This is a genomic window from Streptomyces rubradiris (assembly GCF_016860525.1).
GTDB lineage: Bacteria > Actinomycetota > Actinomycetes > Streptomycetales > Streptomycetaceae > Streptomyces > Streptomyces rubradiris.
The window spans coordinates 725,895-750,358 of the sequence record NZ_BNEA01000015.1 but is presented as its reverse complement, the minus strand read 5'-3'; the positions used below and the strand labels follow the sequence as shown (position 1 = coordinate 750,358).

Here is a 24,464-nt window from a genome sequence, read left to right as displayed (position 1 = left end):
GCCGGGCACAAGGCCAGGCGCGAGGCCGGGCACAAGGCGGGGCCGGGCCGGGCACTAGCCCCCGGCCCGGCCCCGCAGCCACTCCTCCACCTCGCCCACGTGGGCCGCTGCCGCCGCTCGTGCGGCCTCCGGGTCGCGGGCCGCGAGGGCGCGGTGGATGGCGGCGTGTTCGCGGCGGGTGCGGGTGATGGCGTCCTGGTCCTGGTGGCCGCGCCGGACGCGGGCGCGGAAGGTGCGCGAGGACAGGCCGTCCAGGATGGCGGCCATCGTCGCGTTGCCCGCGGCGGACGCGATCTCGCGGTGGAAGGCGAGGTCGTGGGCGAGGATCTCCTCCGGGTCGTCGGTGGCGTTCATCGCCGCCAAGTGAGCCGCCACCGCCGCAAGTTGCTCGTCGGTGATGCGCGCGGCGGCCAGCGCGGCCGCCGCGGACTCCAGGATCCGGCGCACCTGGAGCAGTTCCACCAGGCGCGGCCCCCGGGACAGGTCCGCGACCACCCCGAAGGTCTCCAGCAGGTCGCCGGCCTCCAGCGCGCCGACGTAGATGCCCGAGCCGTGCCGCGCGTCCAGCACACCCATGACCGTCAGCGCGCGGATCGCCTCCCGCGTCGAGCTGCGGGACATGCCCAGCCGTACGGCGAGTTCCCGTTCGGTGGGCAGCCGCTGGCCCGGTTCCAGCCGGCCCTCGGCGATCATCGCCTTGATCTCCTCGACGGCGCGCTGGGTCACCGTGCCCTTGCGCGGGGCCGCATCGTCCACGCCACTCCTCCACTCACCGGGTGCGTGGCAGTCTAGCCAGGCCAGTGGTCCGACCACTTCGAGTGAACGGCAACGATATTCCGTGCACGAGGCTGTCGTAGCGGCTCAGTGGTCTGATAAGTATGCGGCGTCACCCCCGCCGTATCCCCGCGCCCTGACACGCCCGAACCTCACACCTCGCACTCCCGCTCGGCTGGCCGCACGCGAACACCGCCCGGACCGAAAGGCCCCCCGTGTCCCCGACGCCCGCCCGCATCACCGCGGTCGACACCTACGACATCCGGTTCCCCACCTCGCGCGCACTCGACGGCTCCGACGCGATGAACCCGGACCCCGACTACTCGGCCGCCTACCTCGTGCTGCGCACCGACGCCGAGGACGGACCGGAGGGACACGGCTTCGCGTTCACCATCGGACGCGGCAACGAGATCCAGGTCGCCGCGATCCACGCGCTGCGCCACCACGTGGTCGGCCGGTCCGTCGAGGAGCTGTGCGCCGACCCGGGCACGCTGTACCGGGACCTGACCGGCGACAGCCAACTGCGCTGGCTCGGCCCCGAGAAGGGCGTGCTGCACATGGCGACCGGCGCCGTGGTCAACGCCGTCTGGGACCTCGCCGCCAAGCGCGCGGGCAAGCCCCTGTGGCGGCTGCTCGCCCAGGCCGAGCCCGAATGGCTGGTGCGCCAGATCGACTTCCGCTATCTGACGGACGCCCTCACCCCCAAGGAGGCGCTGACGCTGCTGCGCCGGGGCCGGGTCGGCGCCGGCCGGCGCACGGCCCGCCTGCTGGAGGCCGGTTACCCCGCCTACACCACCTCGCCCGGCTGGCTCGGCTACGACGACGACAAGCTCGCCCGGCTCGCCCGCCAGGCGGTGGCCGACGGCTTCCGGCAGATCAAGCTGAAGGTCGGCGCCGATCTCGCGGACGACGTGCGCCGCTGCCGGGTCGCCCGCGCGGCCGTCGGACCGGACATCCGCCTGGCCGTCGACGCCAACCAGCGCTGGAACGTGGACGAGGCGATCTCCTGGACCAAGGCGCTCGCCGCGTTCGACCCGTACTGGATCGAGGAGCCCACCAGCCCCGACGACATCCTCGGCCACGCGGCGATCCGCCGGGCCGTGGCACCGGTCAAGGTCGCCACCGGCGAACACGCCCACAACCGGATCGTCTTCAAACAGCTCCTCCAGGCCGGCGCCGTCGACATCGTGCAACTCGACGCGGCCCGCGTCGGCGGCGTCAACGAGAACCTCGCCGTCCTGCTGCTCGCCGCCAAGTCCGGCGTCCCCGTGTGCCCGCACGCCGGCGGCGTCGGCCTGTGCGAACTCGTCCAGCACCTGGCGATGTTCGACTACGTGGCCGTCACCGGCAGCACCGAGGACCGGGTCATCGAGTACGTCGACCACCTGCACGAGCACTTCCTCGACCCGGTGGTGATCCGCGCGGGCCACTACACGGCACCCACCGCGCCCGGCTTCTCCGCGGCCCTGCGCCCCGAAGCCCTCGCGCACTACACCTTCCCCGGCGGCACCTACTGGTCCGCCGGTCCCGACGACCGGAAGGGACAGTCGGCATGAGCGAATTCACGGGCCTGAAGGCCCTGGTCACCGGGGGCGCGTCCGGCATCGGCCGGGCCACCGCCGCTCTCCTCGCCGAGCGCGGCGCGCAGGTCGCCGTACTCGACCTGGACCCCACCCAGGTGCCCGAACCGTTGCGGGCCTGGCGCGCCGACGTCACCGACGACGCCTCGGTGCGCGCCGCCGTGCAGGAGGCCGCCGGTGCGCTGGGCGGCCTGGACATCCTGGTCAACAACGCGGGCGTCGGCGCCCAGGGCACCGTCGAGGACAACACCGACGACGAGTGGCGGCACGTCTTCGACGTCAACGTTCTCGGCATGGTCCGCACCGCCCGCGCCTGCCTGCCCCACCTGCGCCGCTCCGCCCACGCCGCGATCGTCAACACCTGCTCCGTCGCGGCCACCGCGGGCCTGCCGCAACGCGCCCTGTACAGCGCGACCAAGGGCGCCGTGTACTCCCTGACCCTCGCCATGGCCGCCGACCACGTCCGCGAGGGCATCCGCGTCACCTGCGTCAACCCCGGTACGGTGGACACCCCGTGGATCGGCCGGCTGCTGGGCGCGGCCCCCGACCCGGCCGCCGAACGCGCCGCGCTGGAGGCCCGCCAGCCCACCGGACGACTCGTCTCCGCCGCCGAAGTGGCCGCCGCCATCGCCTACTTGGCCAGCCCCCTGGCCGGCGCCACCACCGGCACCGCGCTCGCCGTCGACGGCGGCATGCAGGGCCTCAGGCCGCGGCCGGCGGCGCACCGGTGACCGTCCTCGGCCGCACCGGCGTCCAGGTCACCCGGCTCGGCTTCGGCGCCGCCGCCCTCGGCAACCTGTACACCCCGGTGAGCGAGGAGCAGGCGCACGCGGCGGTCCGGGCCGCCTGGGAGCGCGGCATCCGCTACTTCGACACCGCCCCGCACTACGGCCTCGGCCTGTCCGAACGGCGCCTGGGGGCGGCCCTGCGCGCCTACGACCGCGCGAGCTACACCCTCTCCACCAAGGTCGGCCGCCGCCTGGAGCCGGCCGACGGCACCGGCGACGACCGCGCCCACGGCTACGCCGTCCCCGCGACCCACCGGCGCGTGTGGGACTTCAGCGCCGACGGCGTCCGCCGCACCCTGGAGGCGAGCCTGGACCGCCTCGGCCTCGACCGGGTCGACGTCGTCTACCTCCACGACCCCGACGACCACGCCGAACAGGCCTTCCGAGAGGGCTACCCGGCCCTGGAACGGCTGCGCGCGGAAGGCGTGGTGGGCGCGATCGGCGCCGGCATGAACCAGGCCGGGATGCTCACCCGGTTCGTCCGCGACACCGACGTGGACGTGGTGCTGTGCGCCGGCCGGTACACCCTGCTCGACCAGAGCGCGGCCGACGCGCTGCTGCCCGAAGCGCTGCGGCGCGGGGTGGCGGTGGTCGTCGGCGGTGCCTTCAACTCCGGTCTGCTGGCGGCGCCGGCGCCCGGGGCGACGTACGACTACACCCGCGCCCCGAGGGAGTTGCTGGACCGCGCCCTGCGGCTGAAGGCGGCGGCCGAGCGGCACGGCACCACCCTGCGCGCCGCGGCCCTGGCCTTCTGCACCGCGCACCCGGCCGTGGCGAGCGTCCTGGCCGGCGCCCGTTCGGCGGCCGAAGTCCACGACTGCGCCGAGCAGTTCACCACGCCGGTGCCGGACGCCTTCTGGCGGGAGCTGCGCGACGACGGCCTGCTGCCCCCGGCGGCGGAGGAGCCGCCGTGACCCGCCTCCACGCCCCCTGAGCCGGCTGCCGCCTCCGAACCGGCTACGCCAGCCGCGTCGGCGGCAGATACTCCCGCACATACGTCCGCTCCCAGCACGCCCCCGTCTCCCGGAGCTCCCGCCAGCCGGTGTACCGGTAGCGGAACAGCCGGGCGCGGACATAGCGGGGCGGGGTGTCCGGCGGGAACGGGGAACGGCGCAGCAGCCTGAGGGTGTCCCGGTCGTTCTCCAGCAGGCGCTCCACCAGGCCGCCGAACCACTCACCGGCGTACGCGGGCGACAGCGCGGCGAACCACATCAGCCAGTCCAGGCGCAGGTGGTAGGGGGCGAACTGGCGCGGCCAGCGCCGGGGATCACCGGGCTTGCCCTTGAAGTCGTACTCCCGCCAGTCGGAGTCCGCGTGCGGCCGCTCGTCCAGGGTGCCCTCGACCACCACCTCGTAGCGGACCCGGCTGACGCTGCCGAACGCGCCGTAGGTGTTCACCAGGTGCAGCGGGTCGAAGGAGCGGTTCATCACCTGGCGGCGGGAGATCATGTTCAGCACGGGGTGGTAGCTGAGGAAGACCAGCAGCGCGCCGACCGCGAGCACCAGCACCTCGTACCACAACGGCGCCGCGGGCACCGAGGGCGCCGTCGCCGGCAGCCGCAGCGCGGACAGGGCGAGCACGATGGTGATCCAGTTCAGCCAGGAGAAGTTCCCGGAGAGCACCAGCCACAGCTGGGTGACGATCATCAGGGCGGCGGCGGCCGAGGCGATGGGCTGCGGGGCGAACAGCAGGAACGGCACGACCAGCTGGGTGACGTGGTTGGCGGCCACCTCCACCCGGTGCAGCGGCCGGGGCAGATGGTGGAAGAACCAGCTCAGCGGGCCCGGCATCGGCTGGGTCTCGTGGTGGTAGTCCAGACAGGTCAGCTTCCGCCAGCAGGCGTCGCCACGCAGCTTGATCAGCCCCGCGCCGAACTCCACCCGGAACAGGATCCAGCGCAGCAGGAAGAGCACGACGACCGGCGGCGCCACCTCGTCGTTGCCGAGGAACGCGGCCAGGAAACCGGTCTCCAGCAGCAGCGACTCCCAGCCGAACGCGTACCACGTCTGGCCCACGTTCACGATCGACAGGTACAGCGCCCACGGCACCAGCCACAGCACGATCCCCGCCCACAGCGGCAGCGCCGAGTCCGCCCCGGCCAGCAGCGCCGCCGACACCGCGCACCCCGCCCAGGCGCACCCCGCGAAGAAGCGGTCGGAGTAGTGCAGCTGGAACAGGCTGGGGGCGCGCCGGAAGGGCACCCGGGCCGTGAAGCGGGTGACGGGCAGCATGCCGCGTTCGCCCAGCAGGGCCCGGAACTGCAGGGCCGCCGTCAGGAACGCGACCAGGTAGACGGCGGCCAGAGCCCGCTGGAGGACCAGCCGGCTCAGCCAGTAGTCGGGTGCGGTGAACCAGTCCACGGCTGTGCGCGCCCTTCCGTACGGCGTCGCCGTCGCCACTCCCGGCGCGGCGTTCCCCGAGTTGCCAGCCAAACCTGAGCAATGCCAACAATAGGGCGTAATCACCCATAGTGATGTGGAGTGTGCGGTGCGGATACCCACCCGAACCCTGGTCACGGCCTGCGTGCTGTCGGTGGCGCTGCTGGCCGCCGGCTGCGCGGGTGCGGGCGTGAAGCAGACCCGGGTGGGCGACCTCGTCTTCCTCCAGGCCGCCGGGGAGCGGGGGCCCGGGCCCTTCACCGACTCGACGGCGACCGGCCCCGCCGCCTCCGAGTCCCCCCGGATCGGCGCCAAGGCCTCCGCCGGTGAGCTGGCGGCGCCCCTGCGCGCGGCCCGTACGGTGTCCGGGGCGACCCCCGGTCTGTACCGCGGCAGCCCGCGCGTCGCCCGCTGCGATGTCGAGCGGCACATCCGCTACCTGGCCGCGGACCCGGCCAGGGCCGACGCCTTCGCCGGTGTCGTCGGGGTCCGGCGGGCGGCGCTCCCCGGCTATCTGCGCGGCCTGACCCCGGTCGTGCTCGGCGCCGACACCCGCGTCACCAACCACGCCTACCAGGCCCGCCGGGCGGACGACTACCAGGCCGTGCTCCAGGCGGGCACCGCCGTCCTGGTGGACGACCGGGGCCTGCCGCGGGTGCGCTGCGCCTGCGGCAACCCGCTCGCACCGCCCGCGCCGACCCGCGGCGGGGCCAGCGCGCGGGGCACACCGTGGCCCGGGTACCGGCCGAACAAGGTGATCGTGGTCAGCCCGGCACCCCGGGCCGTCACCAGCCTCACCCTCGTCGACGCCGGGCACCGCACCTGGACCGAGCGCCGGACCGGCCACGACGTCCGCCGGGACCGCGTCGTCCCCCCGCCCGCCCGGACCACCACCAGCCCGTCCCCGACGACCCGCGCGACCGCGACCCCGGCCCCGACGGCCCCGACCACCCCGGCGGACAGGGCACCGAGCCGTACGGCTCCGACCACCCGGACGCCCAGCGCGCCGCCCGGCGGGCCCGGCACCCCTGGCCTCCCCGCGGCCGGCGGCGCCTGAGCGTGGGCCCCTCGCGCCCGCGGCCCGGTCGGCGAGTCGAAGAATCGGCCGGATGCTGGCAAGGTGGCCCCATGGCCGATCGGGGTGCGAGCGCCCTGTCACTCCCGGAGGACCGGCCCGTCCGCCCGGACCCGGTCCTCGCGCTCAACGGCATGGGCAGCTTCGACTGGGACCTGGACGCCGGTCTGTTCCACCTGGACGCCCAGGCCCTCGAGGTGCTCGACCTGCCGCCCGAGGAGTACGACGGGCGCCTGGACACCCTGAACGCCCTCCGGGTGCCCCCGCCGGAGGCCGCCCGGCTCGACGCCACCGTCGCCCGGGCGATCAAGGACGGCAGCGACCACTACAGCGCCTACTTCCGCATCCGCTGCCGCGACGGCACCATGCGCTGGACACACACCCGGGGCCGCCTGCGCCGCGACGACTCCGGCCGCCCGCACCGCGTCGTCGGCATCCTCCGCGACGCCACCGAGGAACTCGCCGACAGCACGGCACGCAGCCTCCGGTCCGCCCAGGAGGAGGCGTTCCGGCAGCAGACCGGCGTCGTCCAGGTCATCTCCGCCGCCCTCGCCCACGCCCGCAGCGTCCAGGACGTCATCGACGTGCTCAAGGACACCCACGGCGTCCGCCACCTGGGCGCGACCAGCCTGGTGATGGGCCTGGTGGAGGCCGGCCGCATCCGGCTGGTGGCCGAGGGCCCCGCGGGCAGCTTCGTCCCCGGCACCCGGGTCACCCGGATCGACGAGCCGTACCCGATGAGCGAGGTCGTACGCACCCTCAGCCCCCGGTTCATCGAGTCACCGGAGGAGTTCGCCGCGCACTACCCCATCCTGTGGCCGCACCTCACCGGCCTGCGCATCACCTCGGCCGCCTACCTCCCGCTGATCGCCCAGGCCCGCCCGATCGGCGCGATGGGCCTGCTCTACGACGACCGGCGCGGCTTCTCCGCCGAGGAACGCGCCGTCCTCGTCGCGCTCGGCAGCAGCATCGCGCAGAGCCTGATGCGCGCCATGCTCTTCGAGCAGGAGAAGGACCTCGCCCAGGGCCTCCAGCAGGCCATGCTGCCCCGCTCCATCCCCAGCGTGCGCGGCGCCGACATCGCGGTGCGCTACCGCTCGGCCGCCCTGGGCCGGGACATCGGCGGCGACTGGTACGACCTGATCCCGCTGCCCGGGGACACCCCCTCGGGAGAAGGCCGGGTCGGCGCGGTCATCGGGGACGTCCAGGGCCACGACACGCACGCCGCCGCCGTCATGGGCCAGCTGCGGATCGTGCTGCGCGCCTACGCCACCGAGGGTCACACCCCGGCCACCGTGATGGCCCGGGCCTCCGTCTTCCTGCACGAACTCGACACCGACCGGTTCGCCACCTGCCTGTACGCCGAGACCGACCTGGCCACCGGGGTCGTGCAGATGGTCCGCGCCGGGCACATCGACCCGCTGCTGCGCCACCGCGACGGCCGCTGCTCCCGCGTCCCCGTCGAGGGCGGGCTGCCGCTCGGCCTGTCCGCCGAGTTCGGCCGGCTGGAGTACCCCGTCGCCACCCTGGAACTCGACCCCGGCAGCACGCTGCTGCTGTGCACCGACGGACTGGTGGAGCTGCCCGGCACCGATCTGGACGACGGCATGTCCGGCCTCATGGGGCTGGTGTGCGAGGGACCCGCCGAGGTGGAGGCCCTCGCCGACCGGCTGATCCAGGCGGCCGAGGAGCGCGGCGGCGAAGACGACGTGGCGCTGCTCCTGCTGCGCCGCCGCGCCGCGCGGGCCGCCCGGCCCGGCCGCCGGCTCCGGCAGCACGTGGCGGCCGGCGATCCGGAGGGCCTCGCCCAGGCCCGGCACCTGGTCCGCGCCACCGCCCGGGCCTGGGGCGCCCGCGCACCGTCCGACGAGATCGAGCTGGTGGCCGACGAACTGATCACCAACGCCCTGCTGCACACCGGGGGCTCCGCGGTCGTCACCGTGCGGGTTCTGGAGGGCTCCGAGCGCCGGCTGCGCATCGAGGTCGAGGACTGCTCCAGCGCCCTGCCGCGGCGCCGCGACGCGGGCGAGAGCGGTGTGTTCGGCCGCGGCCTGCTCCTGGTGGAGCGGCTCGCCGACGCCTGGGGCGTCCAGGCGCGGGGCTCCGGCAAGGCGGTGTGGTGCGAGTTCCGGCTGCCGTAGCCACCGCGCCCGGCGGCGACGTGGCGTTGTCGGTGCCGGCTGGCACCCTGTACGTATGCCCGAACTGCCCGAGGTGGAAGCGCTGACGGACTTCCTGACCGAGCACCTGGCCGGCCGCCGGGTGGTGCGGCTGCTGCCGGTCGCCGTGAGCGTGCTGAAGACGTACGACCCTCCGCCCGGTGCCGTCGAGGGCGCCGAGGTGACCGCCGTGCGCCGGCACGGCAAGTTCCTGGACATCGAGACGGACGGCGGACTCCACCTGGTCGTCCATCTGGCCCGCGCGGGCTGGCTCCAGTGGCGCGACCCGCTCCCGGACGGCCCGCCGAGGCCCGGCAAGGGACCGCTGGCACTGCGCGTGGCGCTGGAGACCGGCGAGGGCTTCGACCTGACCGAGGCCGGCACCCAGAAACGCCTCGCCGTGTACGTGGTCCGCGACCCCGCCGAGGTGCCGGGCATCGCCCGCCTCGGCCCCGACCCGCTCGCCGAGGACTTCACCGAGGACCGCTTCGCCGCCCTGCTCCGGGACGAACGGCGGCAGCTGAAGGGCGCCCTGCGCGACCAGTCGCTGATCGCGGGCGTCGGCAACGCCTACAGCGACGAGATCCTGCACGCCGCGCGGATGTCCCCGTTCAAGCTCGCGGCCTCCCTCACCCCGGAGGAGGCCCGCCGGCTCTACGCGGCGCTGCGCGGCACGCTCGGCGAGGCGGTCGAGCGGGCCCGGGGCCTGGCGGCGGGCCGGCTGAAGGCGGAGAAGAAGGGCGGTCTGCGCGTCCACGGCCGCACCGGTGAACCGTGCCCGGTGTGCGGCGACACCATTCGTGAGGTCTCCTTCAGCGACTCCTCGCTCCAGTACTGCCCGACCTGCCAGACGGGCGGCAAGCCGCTGGCCGACCGCAGGCTGTCCCGGCTGCTGAAGTGAGGCCGACGGCCCGCCCCGTCACCGGACGGCGCGCCCCGTCACCGTCCCCGGACCGTGACCAGCACCTTTCCCCGCGCCGTGCGGACCTCGTAACGGGCGATCCGGTCCGGGCGCAGCGCCGTGGCCCCGAGCACGGTGACCGGCCGGCCGCCCGCGCCCGGGCCGGACCAGCCGGCCACGACCTGTTCGGAGCCGTCCCGGCCGACCGCGACCAGCAGGCGGGGGCGTGGCGGCCCGGCGCCGTCCCCCGCCTCCACACGCAGCTCGCTGCCCCACTCCTGGTCCGCCGAGGTGACCCGCGCCCACACCCCGGTACGCGGATCGGTGGCCGAGGCGACCCTGGTGGTCCGTGGGTCCGGCGGCTCCGCGTGTCCGGTGAAGACCACGGACCCCGTACCGGCCGCGGCCAGCACCACCGAGGCGGCCAGCCCGTACCCGAGCCGCCAGCGGCGCAGCCGGCGCAGGCGCGCCGGCTCGCCGAGCAGCCGGTCCAGCCGCCAAGGGCCGGGCTGGGCCAAGGTGTGCGCGAACGGCGCGGTGGCCCGGCGGTAGAGCATCAGCTGTCGGGTGGTGGGCCCGAACCCGGTCACGTGGGCCGCGCACCGGGGGCACTCCATGAGGTGGTCCTCGAAGCGGAATGCCTCCGCCGCGTCCAGCACGCCGAGCGCGTACGCGCCGGCGTCGCGATGCCGTTCCGGGGACCTCATGCCGAATCCTCGTGCCGATGGGTGCGGGCGGGGCTGCTCCGCGCCCCCACCCGTACGCGGCGGACCACCGGAGCGCTCAAGGCGCGCACACGATCGTGACCGAGGCAGGCGCCGGCGGCCCGGCCGTGGACCGGCGTGCGTCGCGGAAGACGCGGACGAAGACTCAGAACAGGTGGATCGCGAGGTGCCCCAGCGGCAGCCCCAGCCGCCAGGCCGGTGTCCACACCTTCGGGCCGTCGTCCTCCCCGAACACCGGCCCGCCGCCCGGCACCGCGTCCAGGTCCGGCGCGAGCAGCTCGGTCTCCTCCAGCCAGCGCCAGGCGTCGGCGGCCAGCGCCAGATCCGGGCAGGGAGCGCCGGAGCCGGCCGCCCGCTCGGTCCGCTCGGCCATGCGCGCCCGCACCCAGTCCCGCCACGGCTGGTCGTAGGCGGTCAGCGCCAGCCAGTTCTCCAGCTGGGAGATCACCCGGATGCCGGACAGCTCCCCGTCGGTGTCGGACAGGAAGACGGTCAGCGCCAGCGCGTCCCGGCCGGCCCGGAACTCGAAGGACGTCGGCGGCATCAGATCGCCGGTGCGCAGCAGCTCGTCGGCGATGTACTCGGCGTACAACCAGGCCATCGGGACGGCCAGTTCACCGCCGCCGGTACCGTCCGTGCTCTCGTGACCTCTGTGCAGCATCCCTTCCTGCCCTTCCTCCGGTGCGTACGCGTCGCCCGAACCTGCGGGCCCGGACCCCCGTCCGGAACGCGGATGAGGACAGCCCATGCCCGAACGGGGACCACAGCAAGGCGCTTTACCGAGGTTTGACCAGCCTTCCGGTTTCACCGCAGGTCGGCCGCGTAACCCGGGAGGACCCGGCGCAGGGCGCGCAGCGCGTAGTACGCGCGGGACTTCACGGTACCCGGTGGAATCCCCAGGGTCTCGGCCGCTTCCGCCACACTGGCCCCACGGAAGTACACGAGCACGAGCACGTCACGGTGGGCGGGAGTGAGTGTCTTCACAGCCTCCCGGACATCGAGCATCGCCGCGGCCCGCTCGGCGTGGTCGGCGGTCACCCGCGCGTTCTCGGGGACCTCGTCACCGGTCTCGGGCGGCCGGGCCCGCCGCGCCCGGCGGGCGTCGATCGCCAGGCGCCGGGCCACGGTCAGCAGCCAGGGCCGTACCGAGTCGAAGTCGTCGGCGTGCAGCGCCTCCGGATGCTGCCAGGCGCGCACCAGGGTCTCCTGGACGAGGTCCTCGGCGCGCTGGCGGTCCCCGTCGCACAGCCTGAGCAGCAGGGCGAACAGCGGACCGCCGTGCTCGCGCTGGAGCGCGGCCAGCTCGTGCTCGGCGGTCGTCGTCCCGTGGGTGAGTGAGGTTCCGGCCGTCATGGCCGTATGGCAGCGCAGGCCGCGTCCGGCGGACAGGGGGGCGGAGCGGGTTGTGCGACGGACGGTCGATCGCGTCGGCGAACGGTCGGCCGGGCGGTGCCCGGGACACCGGACGGGCTAACGACGCCACCCGGGCTGTTTATCCGACGCATCAGCTTCATACCCATATGCCCGTCACGGCTTCGTCTGTCCACACGACGACTCTGGGGTGAGTTGATGATCGGACGCACCAAGCAGGTGGCGCTGGTCCTGACCGCCGTCCTCGCGGCCGGGGCGGCCTGCCGGAACCAGTACCGGGAACCCGGCACACCGGGGCACGCGGCACCCCCGGCGTCCCCGGCGCCCGCCGCGGCCGGCCCCTTCACCCTGGTCGCCTCCGGGGACATCCTGGCGCACGCCACCGTCGTCGAACGGGCCGCCTACGACGCCGGCGGCGACGGCCACGACTTCCGCCCCATGCTCTCCGCCGTCCAACCGGTCGTCTCCGGCGCCGACCTGGCGCTGTGTCACCTCGCCACCGGCTACGGCCCTGAGGGCGACCCCACCGGCGGGCCCCCGCTCACCGCCCCGCCGCGGCTCGCCGAGGACCTCGCCGCCACCGGCTACGACGGCTGCTCCACCGCCTCCGCCCACGCCCTGGACGACGGCGCCGCCGGTGTCGCGCGCACCCTGGACGCCCTGGACCGGGCCGGGCTGCGGCACAGCGGGACCGCCCGCAGCGAGACCGAGGCCCGCTCGGTCGTGCTCCACCGGGCCGGCGGCGCCCGGGTCGCCCACCTGTCGTACACCTCCGCCACCGGCTACCCGGCGCCCGACGGCCGGCCCTGGGCGGTCAACCTGATCGACGCCGACCGGATCATCGCCGACGCCCGCGCCGCCCGGCGGGGCGGCGCCGACGTGGTCGTGGTCTCCGTGGACTGGGGCACCGAGGGCCAGGAAGAACCCGACCGGCTCCAGCTCGCCCTCGCCGGACGCCTCACCGCCTCGGCCACCGACGGCCGCCCGGACATCGACCTGATCCTCGGCACCTCCGCCCACGTCCCCCAGGCGTACGAGAAGGTCAACGGGACCTGGGTGGTCTACGGACTGGGCGACCAGATCGCCGGGCCGCTCCACGACCAGCGGGGCGCCCCGGACCCGCGCGGCAACGAGTCCACGCTCGGCCGCTTCACCTTCGCCCCGCCGGACCGGCCGGGCGGACCCTGGCGGGTGGTGCGGGCCGAGTTCGTCCCCCAGCTGTACGACCTCGACGCCGGCCGGGTGGTCGATCTGGGCCGGGCCATCACCCAGGGCGCCGAGCTGGAGGGGGCCCGCGACCGGATCCGGGACGTGGTCCTCAGCCGCGGCGCGGACCAGGACGGCCTGGTCATGGCCGAGTGATCAGTCGCCGGTCCGCCCGGAGGCCAGCACCGAACGCCGGTAGGAGTAGCCGAAGTAGATGACACAGCCGAGCGCGAACCAGATCGCGAACCGCACCCAGGTCTGCCACTGCAGGAACGTGATCAGCCAGACGGAGAAGAGCACCCCCAGCGCGGGCACGACCGGCATCCCCGGCGTGCGGAAGGTGCGCGGCAGGTCCGGCTGCCGGTAGCGCAGCACGATCACCGCCGCGCACACCACCACGAACGCCAGCAGGATGCCGATGTTGGTCAGCTCGGCCGCCTCGGCGATCGGGACGAAGCCGGCGATGGCCGCGGACGCCACCCCCACGATCCAGGTCACCCGGGTCGGCACGTGCCGTGTCGGGTGCGTCTTGGCGAACCACGTGGGCAGCAGGCCGTCCCGGGACATCGCGTACCACACCCGGGTCACACCCAGCATGAACGTGAACATCACCGTGAGGATGCCGATGATCGCCCCGACCGCGATCACGTCGGCCAGCGCGCCGAGGCCCACCGACTTGAACGCCGTGGAGAAGCCGCTCTCCTTGTCGATCTCCTTGTAGTTCTGCATGCCCGTCAGCACCAGGCAGGCCGCCACGTACAGCACCATCGAGATGACCAGCGAGTAGACGATCGCCTTCGGCATGTGCCGCTGGGCGTCCTTGGACTCCTCGGCCGCCGTCGACATCGCGTCGTAGCCGAACACCGCGAAGAACACCGTGGCCGCGCCGGTGAACGCCCCGCCGATCCCGTACGGGAAGAACGGCTGGTAGTTCCCGGTGTCGATGTGGAACACGGCCACCCCGATCACCAGCAGCACCACCAGCACCTTCAGGGCGACCACGAACGTCTCGAACCGGGCCGCGCTGCGGATGCCCAGGTTCAGCAGCCAGGCGATGAGCAGGCACAGCACGGCCGCGAACAGGTCGACCCGGTGCCCGCCGCCGGTGCCGGGCGCGCCCAGCATCCACTGCGGCAGATCGGCGCCCATCTCCCTGACCAGGAAGCCGAAGTAGCCGGAGATGCCGATGGCCACCACGGAGACGATCGCGGTGTACTCCAGCAGCAGGTCCCAGCCGATGAACCAGCCCGCGAACTCGCCGAGCACCGCGTACCCGTAGGTGTAGGCCGACCCCGCCTTCGGGATCATCCCGGCGAACTCGGCGTACGACAGCGCCGCGCAGGCGCTCGCCACACCGGCGATGAGGAAGGACACCAGCACCGCGGGCCCGGCCGTGCCGTTGGCCACCGTACCGGCCAGCGTGAACACGCCCGCGCCGATGATGCCGCCCACCCCGATCGCGGTGAGCTGCCACAGCCCCAGCGACCTCTCCAGCCGGGTGCCCTCACCGACCTCCGTCTCCTCGATGTGCTCGATGGGTTTGCGGCGGAGAATCCCCTGGCCCGCGCGGAGCCTGCCCATGCGTCTCACCTCTTCGCCCACGGCAACGGCTGACGGCGGATCATGATGTCTCAGCACCGCCGCCCAGGGAAGACGCCACGCACGGCCCGGGGCGCCGTCCGGGTACCCGCCGGACACGTCCCCTCGCGCCCGCCGGTCCCGGCCGGAGCGACGCCGCCGGGCGGTCTACGGCACGACCGTCACCGGCCAGCGGCCCGCCTTCACCAGGCGGACCGCCACCGAACCGACGATCCGGTGGCCGGCCTGCTCCGAGGCGCCCACCACCACCGCGTCCGCCTTCAGTTCGTCCGCCGCCTTCACCAGCCCGCCGTAGGGGTCGCTGCGGAAGGTGTGGAACTCCCAGCGCACCTCGAATATGCCCTTGACCCGCTCGGCCGCCTCCCGGATCTGCGTGATCAGGTCCTCGGCGATCTCGTCGGTGGTGTCCGCCACAGGCGCCCCGAGCGCCGCGCCCGCCGCGAGCACCGGCTGCACGTACACCACGGCCAGCAGCGCGTGCTGGCGCCGGGCCAGCCCTCCGGCGTACGCGGCGGCGCGCAACGAGGAGTCCGAGCCGTCCACGCCGACGACGATGACCTTCGGGCCGTCCGTGCCCCGCTCGAACGTGTGCGCGGGCTGTTCGTGCTGTTCCGTCACGCCCCGAGGCTAGCGGAACCCACTGTTCCCGCGCAGGGCCGGGGCCGCCGCCGGGCGCGGTGCCACGGGCACGGCGGGCGGGCGCCGCGGGAGCGCGTGACGGAAGGTCGCCGCGGACGCGTGTGCGCGGGGGAGGAGGCTGCTGCGGACGCGTGTGCGCGGGGGAGGAGGCTGCTGCGGACGCGTCCGTCCGCTCCGCTGTCCGGGTGCATTACCGCGCCGCACCGACGGCGTTGCGGTGCGGCGGAGTCCGGCCGGGCGACTGATGGGTCATGCAGAAGGATCAGTTGTTCACGCGGCGCCGGATGCTCCTCGCCGGTGTCGCCGCGCTCGGTTCGGCGGGCACCGCGGGAGCCGTCCTGGCGAGCGACGGCGAGGAGACCGTCCGGGCCGCCGCGGCCCCCGCCCCCGCGGCCGCACCCGGTCCCCAGGCCCGCCCCGCCCTGGGACCCTCCGCCTTCCGGCTCCAGCCGCTCACCGGATACGGGCCGCCGCGCACCCCGCCCCGCAAGCTCAAGGTGCGCGACGAACCCATCCTGCGGATCTCCGGCAGCGGCCGGCGCATGGTGCTGACCTTCGACGACGGCCCCCACCCGGACTACACCCCGCACATCCTCGACACCCTCGCCCGGCACCGGGTCCGGGCCATGTTCTTCGTCTGCGGGGAGTGCGTCGTGGACAACAGGGAACTGCTGGCCCGGATGGCCGAGGAGGGCCATGTCGTCGGCAACCACACCTGGACCCACCCGCTGCTGACGACCCTCGGCCGCGAGGAGATCCGCTCCGAGATGGAGCGCACCAGCGACATCATCGAGGACACCTACGGCGACCGCCCCCAGTGGTTCCGCGCCCCCTACGGTGCCTGGAACCGGGCCACCTTCCAGCTCGGCGCCGAGATGGGCATGGAGCCGATGGCCTGGACCGTGGACACCACCGACTGGATGGAGCCCGGCACCGACACCATCGTCGACCAGGTGGAGAGCGGCGCCGCCCCCGGCGTCGTGGTGCTCTCCCACGACGCCGGGGGCGACCGTTCGCAGACCGTCCGCGCGATCCGCGAATGGCTGCCCCATCTGCTGGACTCCGGCTATCACCTCACCGTGCCGCGCCGGCGGGTGTGAGGGCGTCCCGGTTCAGACGACCGCGGCCAGGCGGGCGAAGACGACGACGTTGCCGTCGTAGCCGTTCTGCTTCGAGAAGCCGCCCCCGCAGGTGATGACCCGCAGTTCCGGGGCGCCCTTGGAGCCGTAGACCCGGTCGCCGGGGAAGGCGTTCTTCGCGAAGACCTCGACGCCGTAGACCTCGAACACGGCGGTCTTGCCGTCCTGGCGCAGGACCTCGACCTGGTTGCCCTTCCGCAGCGCCCCGAGGCCGTAGAACACGGCGGGGCCCTGCTCGTTGTCCACGTGGCCGACGATGACCGCGGTGCCCTTCTCCCCGGGGGACACCGCGCCGGTGAACCAGCCGGCCTGGCCCGGTTTCTCCGGCGGCGGCGCGGCGACCCAGCCCTCCGGGTCCAGCCCGACCTGCACGACGGGGGCGTCCACCCGGATCGCCGGGATCCGCACCCGTCGTACGGGGGAGAACGGCAGCGCGGCGGGCGCGGGCGCGAGGGCGCCGAGGGTGGCGTGGGCGTCCGGGGCCGCCGCCGAGGCGGGCTGCGGCGGTCCGACGTCGAACTCCCCGGAGCCGTTGCGGATCAGGGCCAGACCGGTCAGCAGCACCAGCGCTATCACGCCCCACGGGGCGCGCCTCTTCCGCCGCTCCTCCTCTTCGGCAAGCAAGGCAAGCTTGGACGCAGACATTCGCCATCCCCTCTCGACGCGGTCGCGCCACGTCCCTCGCGCATGGGAAAACGCTAAGTCCCGCGCGGGTGGCGGGCGACGGGGCGATCGGCGAACGGGTGGCGGGCCGCACGCTCGGTGCGCCATCCGAGTTGCCGTTCCCAGGAATTTTCTGACGGTCCGTGACCTGCGGCAATATCCGATTGTGTGGTGATACGCCGGTGTGTCGGCTCACCAGGACGGACCATTCTCGACATGCGGGCGTGTTCCGCGCGCCCGAGGGTCGTCCCGGGAGGTGCTTCTCGCCGATCCACCGGGGACGGGACCCGGTGACCTCCCGCGGAGGAACACATGCGCAACCAACGCGCCCTGACGGCGGCGTGCACCACGGTCGCCGTCCTCGGGCTCGCCGTCCCCGTGGCCGTCGCGGACGGCATGGGCAACGGGGGCGGGCCGAGCGGCACCGACACCACAGTCATCGTCCCCGGCACCGGCAACATCGGCACCTTCAGCGGCAACGGCGTCATCCCCGGGAACGGCAACGGCAACGGCCATTTCAACGGGAACGGCAACGGGAACGGGAATTTCAACGGCAACGGCAACGGCAACGGAAACGGGAACTTCAACGGCAACGGCCGTGGCGGGGAGGGCAACGGCCGTGGGGGAGAGGGGAACGGGCGTGGCGGCGAGGGCAACGGGCGCGGGGGCGAGGAGAACGGGCGCGGGGGCGAGGGGAACGGGCATGGCGGCGAGGGCTTCGGCAACGGCCGCGGCGGAGAAGGCGGGGGCAACGGCCGCGGGGGCGAGGGCGGGGGCAACGGACGTGGGGGTGAGGGCTTCGGCGACCGGGGAGGCGACTTCGGGCACGGGAACGGCGGCGAGGGCCATGACGACGGCTTCGGCAACTCGCACGACATCTTCGTCACGCCCGATGTGCTCCCGGCCGGGGGCCGCCTCACCATCATCGTGAACGGCTGCCGGGGCGGCACCGCGAGCTCGGACGCCTTCGGCACCATCCGGCTGGAATCGTTCCGCGACGACACCGCGCGGGGCGTCGCCTTCGTCGACCGCGACGCCCGCCGCGGCCGGTACAGCGTCACCGTCCGCTGTGACGGCCGCACCCTGACCCGCCGGGACGCCTTCACCGTGCTCGGCGGTGTCAACGGCGGCCTGGGCGGCAGCCGGACCAGCGGCGCGACGCCCACCGACATGGCCATCGGCAGCGGTCTGGTGGCCACGGCCCTGGTCGGCGGCGGCGCCTTCTGGCTGCGCCGCCGGCATGCGAAGGGGGCCTGAGCCCACGGTGTGCCACGGAGGTCATCGGGACCGGCGCGACCGTCCCCGCGCCGGACACCCACATGACGACAGGCCTCCGCCCCCGCTTCCCGCGGAAGGCGGAACCGGGGGCGGGGGCCTGTCGTGGCCGGAAGTCAGCCGCCGGCGCCGGGGAACATGGTGAGGAACGGCTCCGCGGTCACCGCGATGCCCCGGCTGTACGGCGCGTCGAAGTCCCAGATGAGGAACAGCATGAAGGCGATGGTCGCGGAGAACAGCCCGGCCAGGACCAACTCCCGGCCGGTGCGCCGGATCTGGAGCGCGAACACCATGCCGATGGTGATCAGCCCGCCGGTGATCAGGCCCCACCACACGACCGGCGGCATGGTGACCCCGGTGGAGTCGGCGCGCGCGTTGCGCGCCTGGTCGGCGGCGGCCATCTGGTCCAGCAGTGGCTGGTAGGCCTGCGCCTCGAAGTCGTTCCCCGGACGGTAGTCGGTGACGTCCGCCCGGACACGGCCGAGCAGTTCGCCGCCGCGCTCGGTGACCTGCTGCTCGTCCGCCATCCGCCGCCACTCGGTGTGGACGACGTACTCGACGTAGGCGTCCACGTCCGCGCGGACCCGGTCCCGGACCTCCGGCGGGTACACGCGCACCCGCTCCGAGATCTCGTGCAGCGCCTGCGCCTCCGCCTGCACGTGGTCCTGCGCGGCGCTGCGGGCCTCCCACACGCCCGCGATGGCCAGACCCAGGACGATGGCGTAGATGACGCCGATCCACATCGTCATGTACTCGATGACGTCGGGGGTCTCGCTGGGATCCTCGTCCTCGGAGGCCGTCCGCTGCCGCACCAGTGTGATGACGACCACCACGGCACAGGCCCCCGCCATCGCGAGGACGAGAACAAGCCAATCCGACAACTGGTGCCTCCAGGAGTGAGGGGCCGGCGCGTCAGCGCGGGCGCAGGGCGGCGACGGCCACGATCGCCGGGATGGTGATGAGCAGGACGTAGGTGACGGGAGTGGTGTGCCGGCGCGCCGGACGACGGACGGCGTGCGGGTGGTACACCGGGTAACTCACGGGTGTCGCGGAGGGCCGCGGGGTGGGCCTGGGGGCCGGTTTCGGCGGGGGTTTGGGGGACGGGGTGGGTGTGGGGGTGCGGATGACGGGGGTGGGCGTCGGCGGGGGTGCCGGGGCGGGCCGGGCGGGTGGCCGAGGCGTGGGGGTGGCTGTCGGAGTGGGGGTGGGGGTGGGCGTCGGTTCGGGTGGTGTGGTCGGTGTCGGCTTCGGGGGTGGTGGGGGCTTCGGCGTGGGCGTGGGCGTCGGTTCGGGCGGACACGGGGGCGGGGGCGGTGGTTTCGGGCAGGGCGGGTCGGGCCAGTGATGGCCGCCGGGTGGGTGAGGCCAGTGGTGGTGGCCGGGAGGGTGGGGCCAGTCGTGGTGGCCGGGCGGGTGGGGCCGGTGGTGGCCGCCGGCGTGGGCCACCGCCACCGTGCCGTCCGGGCCCGTCGAGGCGTACGCGCAGGCGTCGGCCGACGCGGTGCCGGCCGGCCAGCCCACCAGGGCCCAGGTCAGTGTCAGCAGGGCCAGCACCCGTGCGGTGGGTGCGCATCGGGTCACTTCGGGTCCATGCACGAGGCAGATCATGAGGCGCGGCGGGACGGCGCTGCCCCACAGTGGCCCAAGGTTGCTCCGAACGAGGGAGTTTGACCGACCGGAGGTTTGACGGACGGAACAGCCGCATATGCCGAGTGCCCCGCCTGTCGGGGACCCCATGGAAGAGATTCCCGCCCGCCGTTGAACACGGCGGCCTCCTCTCCCCGTACCCATGGCCGTGCGGCGGCGCGGAAGGCGCCGCGGTATCCAGGTGACGATGGGGAGTTGACGATGAAGACCTCCTGGCGGACCGCCTCACTGGTGGCCACGGCCGCCGCGGTGCTGGCCCTGACGACGGCGTGCGGTCAGGACGCCGGCACCACTCCCGCGTCGGCGGCGCGGAACGCCGGGGCGACGGTCGCGGCGGGCGACGCCGCGGAGCCGGGCGGCGGCACCGCGATCGGCGCGGGCAACGGCTACGGCGCCGACGACACCCAGGACTCCACGGCCCCGGGCACCCCCGCGGGCGAGCTCACCGTGGCGAGCGACCCCGGACTCGGCAAGGTGCTGACCGACGGCTCCGGCCTCACCCTCTACCGGTTCGACAAGGACACCGCCGACCCGCCGAGGTCCAACTGCTCCGGCGACTGCGCCACCACGTGGCCGCCGGTCCCCGCCGACGACGCCACCGCCGGCGCCGGCATCGACCGGGCGCTGCTCGGCGAGGTTACCCGCGCGGACGGCTCCAAGCAGCTCACCATCGGCGGCCGGCCCGCCTACCGCTACGCCAAGGACGTCAACGCCGGTGACGTGAACGGCCAGGGTGTAGGCGGCACTTGGTTCGCGATCACCCCGACCGGGGAGAAGGCCGGGCGGTCCGCTCCGCCCGGGCTGTCCGTCCGCGAGGACCCGGAACTCGGGGAGATCGTCGTGGACCGCGAGGGCAGGACCGTCTACCGCTTCCTGAAGGACAAGGCCTGGCCCGAGTCCGTCTCGAACTGCTCCGGGGCCTGCCTGGAGAAGTGGCCGGCCGTCGCCCCGGTCGCCGCGGACGACACCAAGGGCGTGAAGAAGAAGGGCCTCATGCCCTTCACCCGTGCCGACGGGACCCGGCAGATGACCGTCGACTGCTGGCCCGTCTACACCTTCTCCGGGGACAAGGCCCCGGGCGACACCAAGGGTCAGGGCGTGGGCGGCACCTGGTACGCCGTGTCGCCCGACGGCAAGCCGGTCGGCGCCCCGGGCGCGTAGATCACCTCCCCAGGGTCGATCACCCGCCCCGGCCCGGCGCGCGCACGACGATCCGCCCCCTCCGCATCGCGCGGAGGGGGCGGATCGTCGTGCGCGCGCCGGAACCCGTCAGGGCGGTCGCGTCGTCACGGACCGGGGTCGTACGGGCACTTGCCGCAGGCAGTGACCGGGAACGGATGGTCAATTTCCGTTTCGGGTCGCTCCTTCGGCGGGCGATCAGTAGCCTCTGCTCGAACACCGGATCGCCTACACCTGTCCACGCTTTGGAGACATTTATGGAGCGTCCTGCCTGGGCCCCACGCAGCATCGACATCTCGGTGCCGAGCGTCTCGCGGATCTACGACTACTACCTGGGCGGTTCGCACAACTTCGAGGTGGACCGGGAGGCCGCGCGCCGGGCCATGGAGTTCATGCCGGGCCTGCCGAAGGTCATGCAGGCCAACCGGGCGTTCATGCGCCGCGCGGTGCGGTTCGCGGCCGGCGAGGGCATCACCCAGTTCCTCGACATCGGCTCCGGCATCCCCACGTTCGGCAACGTCCACGAGGTGGCCCAGGCCGCCGTACCGGGCGCCCGGGTGGTCTACGTCGACCACGACCCGGTGGCCGTCGCGCACAGCGAGGCCGTGCTCGCGGACAACGACGACGCGGACGTGATCGCCGCCGACCTCCTCAAGCCCCGGGAGATCCTGACCAGCCCCCGGCTGGAGAGGCTCATCGACCTGAGGCGTCCGGTGGCGCTGCTGCTCGTTGCCATACTGCACTTCGTGGACGACGCGGACGACCCGTACGGTGCGGTGGCCGAGCTGCGCGAGGCGCTCGCGCCCGGCAGCCTGCTGATCCTCACCCATGCCTCGTACGAGGGAATCCCGCTGCCCGCCGAGCGGGCCGAGGGAGCGGTGGACGTATACAAGGACATTCGCAGCCCGCTGATCATGCGCTCGCGCGACGAGGTCGCGCGGTTCTTCGAGGGGTACGACATGGTGGAACCCGGACTGGTGCAGATGCCGCACTGGCGCCCGGACTCGGCGCCGGAGGACGAGGACCCGTATGCCTTCTCCGGATTGGCCGGCGTGGGGCGTTCGGCGTGAGCGCGGAATCGGACGGGCCGGAGGACAGACTGCGCCGCCTGACGACCATCTGGAGCCGGGCGGTCTACCCGGTGACCTCGACCTCGCTGACCCGCGCCGAGTTCGCGGAGGAACTCCTGCCGCTCGCGCGCCGGTTGAGCGAGCTGCTGCACGCCCGCCTCTTCGACGCGGACGCGGCGAAGGCCGTCGGGGCCGCCCTGGTCGGCGCGCACTGCACCGACCCCGAGGCGCTGGTCCGCACCCTGGACTGCGTCGACGCCTACCTGGTCCTGTACTGCGGCGAGGACGGCCCCCAGGAGGAACTGCGGCTGCGTTCCTCGCGGTTGCAGCACGCGATGGCCGCCGGCTACGCCCAGGCGCTGCGCGAGCGCACCCGTGCCGAGCAGGAGGCCATCGCCCAGGCCGCGTTGCGGGCGCAGGGCGTGGTCGCCCAGGCGCTGCACGCCAGCGAGGCCCGCTTCCGCGCGGTCTTCGAGGGCGCCGCCATAGGGATCGGCATCGCCGACCTGCGCGGCAACGTCCTCCAGGTCAACGAGGCGCTGCTGCGCATGTTCGGCCTGTCCGAGCAGACCCTGCGCGGCCGGCGCGTCCAGGACTGGGCGCACCCCGAGGACGCCCCGCACATCCGGCGGCTGTACGAGGAGCTGGTGCGCGGCGAGCGCGAGCACTACCACGTGGAGAAGGCGTTCAACCGGCCCGACGGAACGGTCCTGTGGACCAATCTGACCGTCTCGCTGCTGCGGGACGCCGACGGCAGCCCGCAGTACCAGCTCGCCCTCATGGAGGACACCACCGAGCGCCGGCTGCTCAATCTGCGGCTGCGCTACGAGGCCACCCACGACGCCCTGACCGGCCTGCCCAACCGCACGCTGTTCTTCGAGCGGCTGGAGAAGGTCCTGAACGCGGGCGAGGGCCAGCGGTTCGGCCTGTGCTACCTGGACCTGGACGGCTTCAAGACCATCAACGACAGCCTCGGTCACGCGGCCGGTGACCGGCTGCTGGTGGAGGTCGCCGACCGGCTCCAGTCCTGCGCGACCGCGCCCGGCGAGATGGTCGCCCGGCTCGGCGGCGACGAGTTCGTGGCCCTGACCACCGGCCCCGGCACCGAGCGCGGGGTCGACGAACTCGCCGAGCGCATCATGAACGCGCTCGTGACCCCGATCAGCATCGACGGCCGCGATCTGCTGGTCCGGGGCAGCCTGGGCATCGTGGAGGGACCGGCCGGCGAGCGTACCGCCGCCGAGGTGCTGCGCAGCGCCGACATCACCATGTACCGGGCGAAGTCGGCGGGCGGCAACCGCGCGGAACTCGCCGACCCCGAGGCCGACGCCCGCGCCATCACCCGGCACGGCCTGACCACGGCCCTGCCGACCGCGCTGGAACGTGGCGAGTTCTTCATCGAGTACCAGCCCCTGGTGCACCTCGGGGACGGCAGTGTGCGCGGGGCCGAGGCCCTGGTGCGGTGGCTGCATCCGCAGCACGGTGTGCTCGGCCCGGACCGGTTCATCCCGCTCGCCGAGCACACCGGTCTGATCGTGCCGCTCGGCCGGTGGGTGCTGGAGGAGTCGATCCGGCAGGCCCGCGCCTGGCGCGAACGCCACGGCGGGCAGTGCGGCCCGCTGCGGATCAACGTCAACCTCTCGCCCTGCCAGCTCGGTCACCCGGGGCTGGTGCAGGACACCGTCGAGATCCTCGAACGCGCGGGCGTCACCCCGGACGCGCTGTGCCTGGAGGTCACCGAGTCCGCGCTCATCGGCGCCGACGACGACCTCCTCAAACCGCTGCGCCGGCTCGCCGAGATGGGCGTCGACATCGCCCTGGACGACTTCGGCACCGGCTACTCCAACCTCGCCAACCTGCGCCGGCTGCCGGTCAGCATCCTCAAGCTCGACCGCTCCTTCACCCAGGGCATGCAGCGGTTCCCCGCCGACCCCGTCGACCTGAAGATCGTGGAGGGCATCGTCTCCCTCGCCCACAGCCTCGACCTGGCGGTCACCGTCGAGGGCGTGGAGACCGGCGCCCAGGCCGAGCAACTGCGCATACTGGGCTGTGACACGGCCCAGGGCTGGTACTACGCCCGCCCGGGCCCGCCGGAGCGGCTCCACGACCTGACCCTGGTGGACGCGACGGGCTGACCGGCGCCCGGATTCCCGCGACCCGCCGGTCCTCTCCCCGCCTCGCCTCCCGCCCGGCGCGGGGAGCTCCTGCGGACCCGGGGCGATGACGGGGCAGGCCGTACGACCGCGGCGGCATCCCGCGCGCGGCGCGTGGCCGGGAGCGGCTGGGCGGCCGGTC

22 protein-coding genes are annotated in these 24,464 nt (G+C 73.9%); 12 read left to right on the top strand and 10 right to left on the bottom strand.

Annotation, left to right across the window (positions count from 1 at the left end; genetic code table 11):
• Positions 1–54: 54 nt before the first annotated feature.
• Positions 55–756 (bottom strand): FadR/GntR family transcriptional regulator, encoded by a 702-nt coding sequence (locus tag Srubr_RS16680; RefSeq protein WP_189989264.1) that lies wholly within the window; start codon positions 754–756, stop codon positions 55–57.
• A 233-nt stretch (positions 757–989) separates the two neighbouring features.
• Between Srubr_RS16680 and Srubr_RS16675 the strand changes: the two genes are divergently transcribed.
• Genes Srubr_RS16675 through Srubr_RS16665 form a run of 3 tightly spaced genes read left to right on the top strand, consistent with a single transcriptional unit; the run spans position 990 to position 4,056 of the window.
• Positions 990–2,330, top strand: coding sequence for an L-fuconate dehydratase (locus Srubr_RS16675; protein ID WP_189989262.1), 1,341 nt, complete (start codon positions 990–992; stop codon positions 2,328–2,330).
• The gene (locus tag Srubr_RS16670) at positions 2,327–3,085 is read left to right on the top strand and encodes an SDR family NAD(P)-dependent oxidoreductase (RefSeq protein ID WP_189989260.1); all 759 of its coding nucleotides are present in this window, start codon (positions 2,327–2,329) and stop codon (positions 3,083–3,085) included. The genes Srubr_RS16675 and Srubr_RS16670 overlap by 4 nt, the downstream gene beginning before the upstream one ends.
• On the top strand, positions 3,082–4,056 hold the full coding sequence (locus Srubr_RS16665; protein ID WP_189989258.1) for an aldo/keto reductase: 975 nt from the start codon (positions 3,082–3,084) through the stop codon (positions 4,054–4,056). The genes Srubr_RS16670 and Srubr_RS16665 overlap by 4 nt, the downstream gene beginning before the upstream one ends.
• 43 nt (positions 4,057–4,099) lie before the next feature.
• Here Srubr_RS16665 and Srubr_RS16660 read toward each other — a convergent pair whose 3' ends face one another.
• Positions 4,100–5,503, bottom strand: a complete 1,404-nt coding sequence (locus tag Srubr_RS16660) for a lipase maturation factor family protein (RefSeq protein WP_189989256.1) — start codon at positions 5,501–5,503, stop codon at positions 4,100–4,102.
• A 127-nt stretch (positions 5,504–5,630) separates the two neighbouring features.
• Here Srubr_RS16660 and Srubr_RS16655 point away from each other — a divergent pair, with 127 nt between their 5' ends.
• From Srubr_RS16655 to Srubr_RS16645, 3 genes are all read left to right on the top strand, one after another.
• The gene (locus Srubr_RS16655; RefSeq protein WP_189989254.1) at positions 5,631–6,578 is read left to right on the top strand and encodes a DUF6777 domain-containing protein; all 948 of its coding nucleotides are present in this window, start codon (positions 5,631–5,633) and stop codon (positions 6,576–6,578) included.
• 71 nt (positions 6,579–6,649) lie between these two features.
• On the top strand, positions 6,650–8,737 hold the full coding sequence (locus Srubr_RS16650) for a SpoIIE family protein phosphatase (protein ID WP_189989252.1): 2,088 nt from the start codon (positions 6,650–6,652) through the stop codon (positions 8,735–8,737).
• A gap of 55 nt (positions 8,738–8,792) precedes the next feature.
• Positions 8,793–9,656 (top strand): Fpg/Nei family DNA glycosylase, encoded by an 864-nt coding sequence (locus tag Srubr_RS16645; protein WP_189989250.1) that lies wholly within the window; start codon positions 8,793–8,795, stop codon positions 9,654–9,656.
• A gap of 38 nt (positions 9,657–9,694) precedes the next feature.
• Here Srubr_RS16645 and Srubr_RS16640 read toward each other — a convergent pair whose 3' ends face one another.
• The 3 genes from Srubr_RS16640 to Srubr_RS16630 all read right to left on the bottom strand — a co-directional run bounded on the left by Srubr_RS16640 (position 9,695) and on the right by Srubr_RS16630 (position 11,734).
• Complete coding sequence (locus Srubr_RS16640) at positions 9,695–10,363, bottom strand: zf-HC2 domain-containing protein (protein WP_189989248.1); 669 nt, start codon at positions 10,361–10,363, stop codon at positions 9,695–9,697.
• A 163-nt stretch (positions 10,364–10,526) separates the two neighbouring features.
• Entirely contained in the window at positions 10,527–11,042 is a 516-nt protein-coding gene (locus Srubr_RS16635; protein WP_189989246.1) for a hypothetical protein, read from the bottom strand.
• Positions 11,043–11,185: 143 nt separating this feature from the next.
• A complete protein-coding gene (locus tag Srubr_RS16630) occupies positions 11,186–11,734 on the bottom strand; it encodes a sigma-70 family RNA polymerase sigma factor (RefSeq protein WP_189989244.1) in 549 nt (182 codons plus the stop codon).
• A 216-nt stretch (positions 11,735–11,950) separates the two neighbouring features.
• Between Srubr_RS16630 and Srubr_RS16625 the strand changes: the two genes are divergently transcribed.
• Positions 11,951–13,114 (top strand): CapA family protein, encoded by a 1,164-nt coding sequence (locus tag Srubr_RS16625; RefSeq protein WP_189989242.1) that lies wholly within the window; start codon positions 11,951–11,953, stop codon positions 13,112–13,114.
• Here the strand turns inward: Srubr_RS16625 and Srubr_RS16620 are convergent, their stop codons facing one another.
• Both Srubr_RS16620 and Srubr_RS16615 read right to left on the bottom strand, forming a co-directional pair.
• Entirely contained in the window at positions 13,115–14,539 is a 1,425-nt protein-coding gene (locus tag Srubr_RS16620; protein WP_189989240.1) for an amino acid permease, read from the bottom strand.
• Positions 14,540–14,704: 165 nt separating this feature from the next.
• Positions 14,705–15,175, bottom strand: coding sequence for a universal stress protein (locus tag Srubr_RS16615; RefSeq protein WP_189989238.1), 471 nt, complete (start codon positions 15,173–15,175; stop codon positions 14,705–14,707).
• Positions 15,176–15,447: 272 nt separating this feature from the next.
• Here Srubr_RS16615 and Srubr_RS16610 point away from each other — a divergent pair, with 272 nt between their 5' ends.
• Positions 15,448–16,296 carry a polysaccharide deacetylase family protein gene (locus Srubr_RS16610; RefSeq protein ID WP_189989236.1) on the top strand — a complete coding sequence of 283 codons (849 nt, stop codon included), beginning with the start codon at positions 15,448–15,450 and terminating at the stop codon, positions 16,294–16,296.
• A gap of 12 nt (positions 16,297–16,308) precedes the next feature.
• Here the strand turns inward: Srubr_RS16610 and Srubr_RS16605 are convergent, their stop codons facing one another.
• Complete coding sequence (locus tag Srubr_RS16605; protein ID WP_189989234.1) at positions 16,309–16,980, bottom strand: class F sortase; 672 nt, start codon at positions 16,978–16,980, stop codon at positions 16,309–16,311.
• A gap of 330 nt (positions 16,981–17,310) precedes the next feature.
• Here Srubr_RS16605 and Srubr_RS16600 point away from each other — a divergent pair, with 330 nt between their 5' ends.
• Positions 17,311–18,255, top strand: a complete 945-nt coding sequence (locus Srubr_RS16600; RefSeq protein ID WP_189989232.1) for a hypothetical protein — start codon at positions 17,311–17,313, stop codon at positions 18,253–18,255.
• Between the two features lie 134 nt (positions 18,256–18,389).
• Here Srubr_RS16600 and Srubr_RS16595 read toward each other — a convergent pair whose 3' ends face one another.
• Positions 18,390–19,154, bottom strand: a complete 765-nt coding sequence (locus Srubr_RS16595) for a bestrophin-like domain (RefSeq protein ID WP_189989230.1) — start codon at positions 19,152–19,154, stop codon at positions 18,390–18,392.
• Between the two features lie 31 nt (positions 19,155–19,185).
• A complete protein-coding gene (locus tag Srubr_RS41440; protein WP_268257559.1) occupies positions 19,186–19,314 on the bottom strand; it encodes a hypothetical protein in 129 nt (42 codons plus the stop codon).
• Between the two features lie 807 nt (positions 19,315–20,121).
• On the opposite strand from Srubr_RS41440, the gene Srubr_RS16590 reads away from it, so the two are divergent.
• The 3 genes from Srubr_RS16590 (at position 20,122) to Srubr_RS16580 (ending at position 24,304) form a co-directional block, all read left to right on the top strand.
• Entirely contained in the window at positions 20,122–21,081 is a 960-nt protein-coding gene (locus Srubr_RS16590) for an SCO0930 family lipoprotein (protein WP_189989805.1), read from the top strand.
• A gap of 275 nt (positions 21,082–21,356) precedes the next feature.
• On the top strand, positions 21,357–22,169 hold the full coding sequence (locus tag Srubr_RS16585) for an SAM-dependent methyltransferase (RefSeq protein WP_189989229.1): 813 nt from the start codon (positions 21,357–21,359) through the stop codon (positions 22,167–22,169).
• Complete coding sequence (locus Srubr_RS16580) at positions 22,166–24,304, top strand: putative bifunctional diguanylate cyclase/phosphodiesterase (protein WP_189989227.1); 2,139 nt, start codon at positions 22,166–22,168, stop codon at positions 24,302–24,304. Before Srubr_RS16585 ends, Srubr_RS16580 begins: the two co-directional genes overlap by 4 nt.
• The last annotated feature ends 160 nt before the right edge of the window (positions 24,305–24,464 follow it).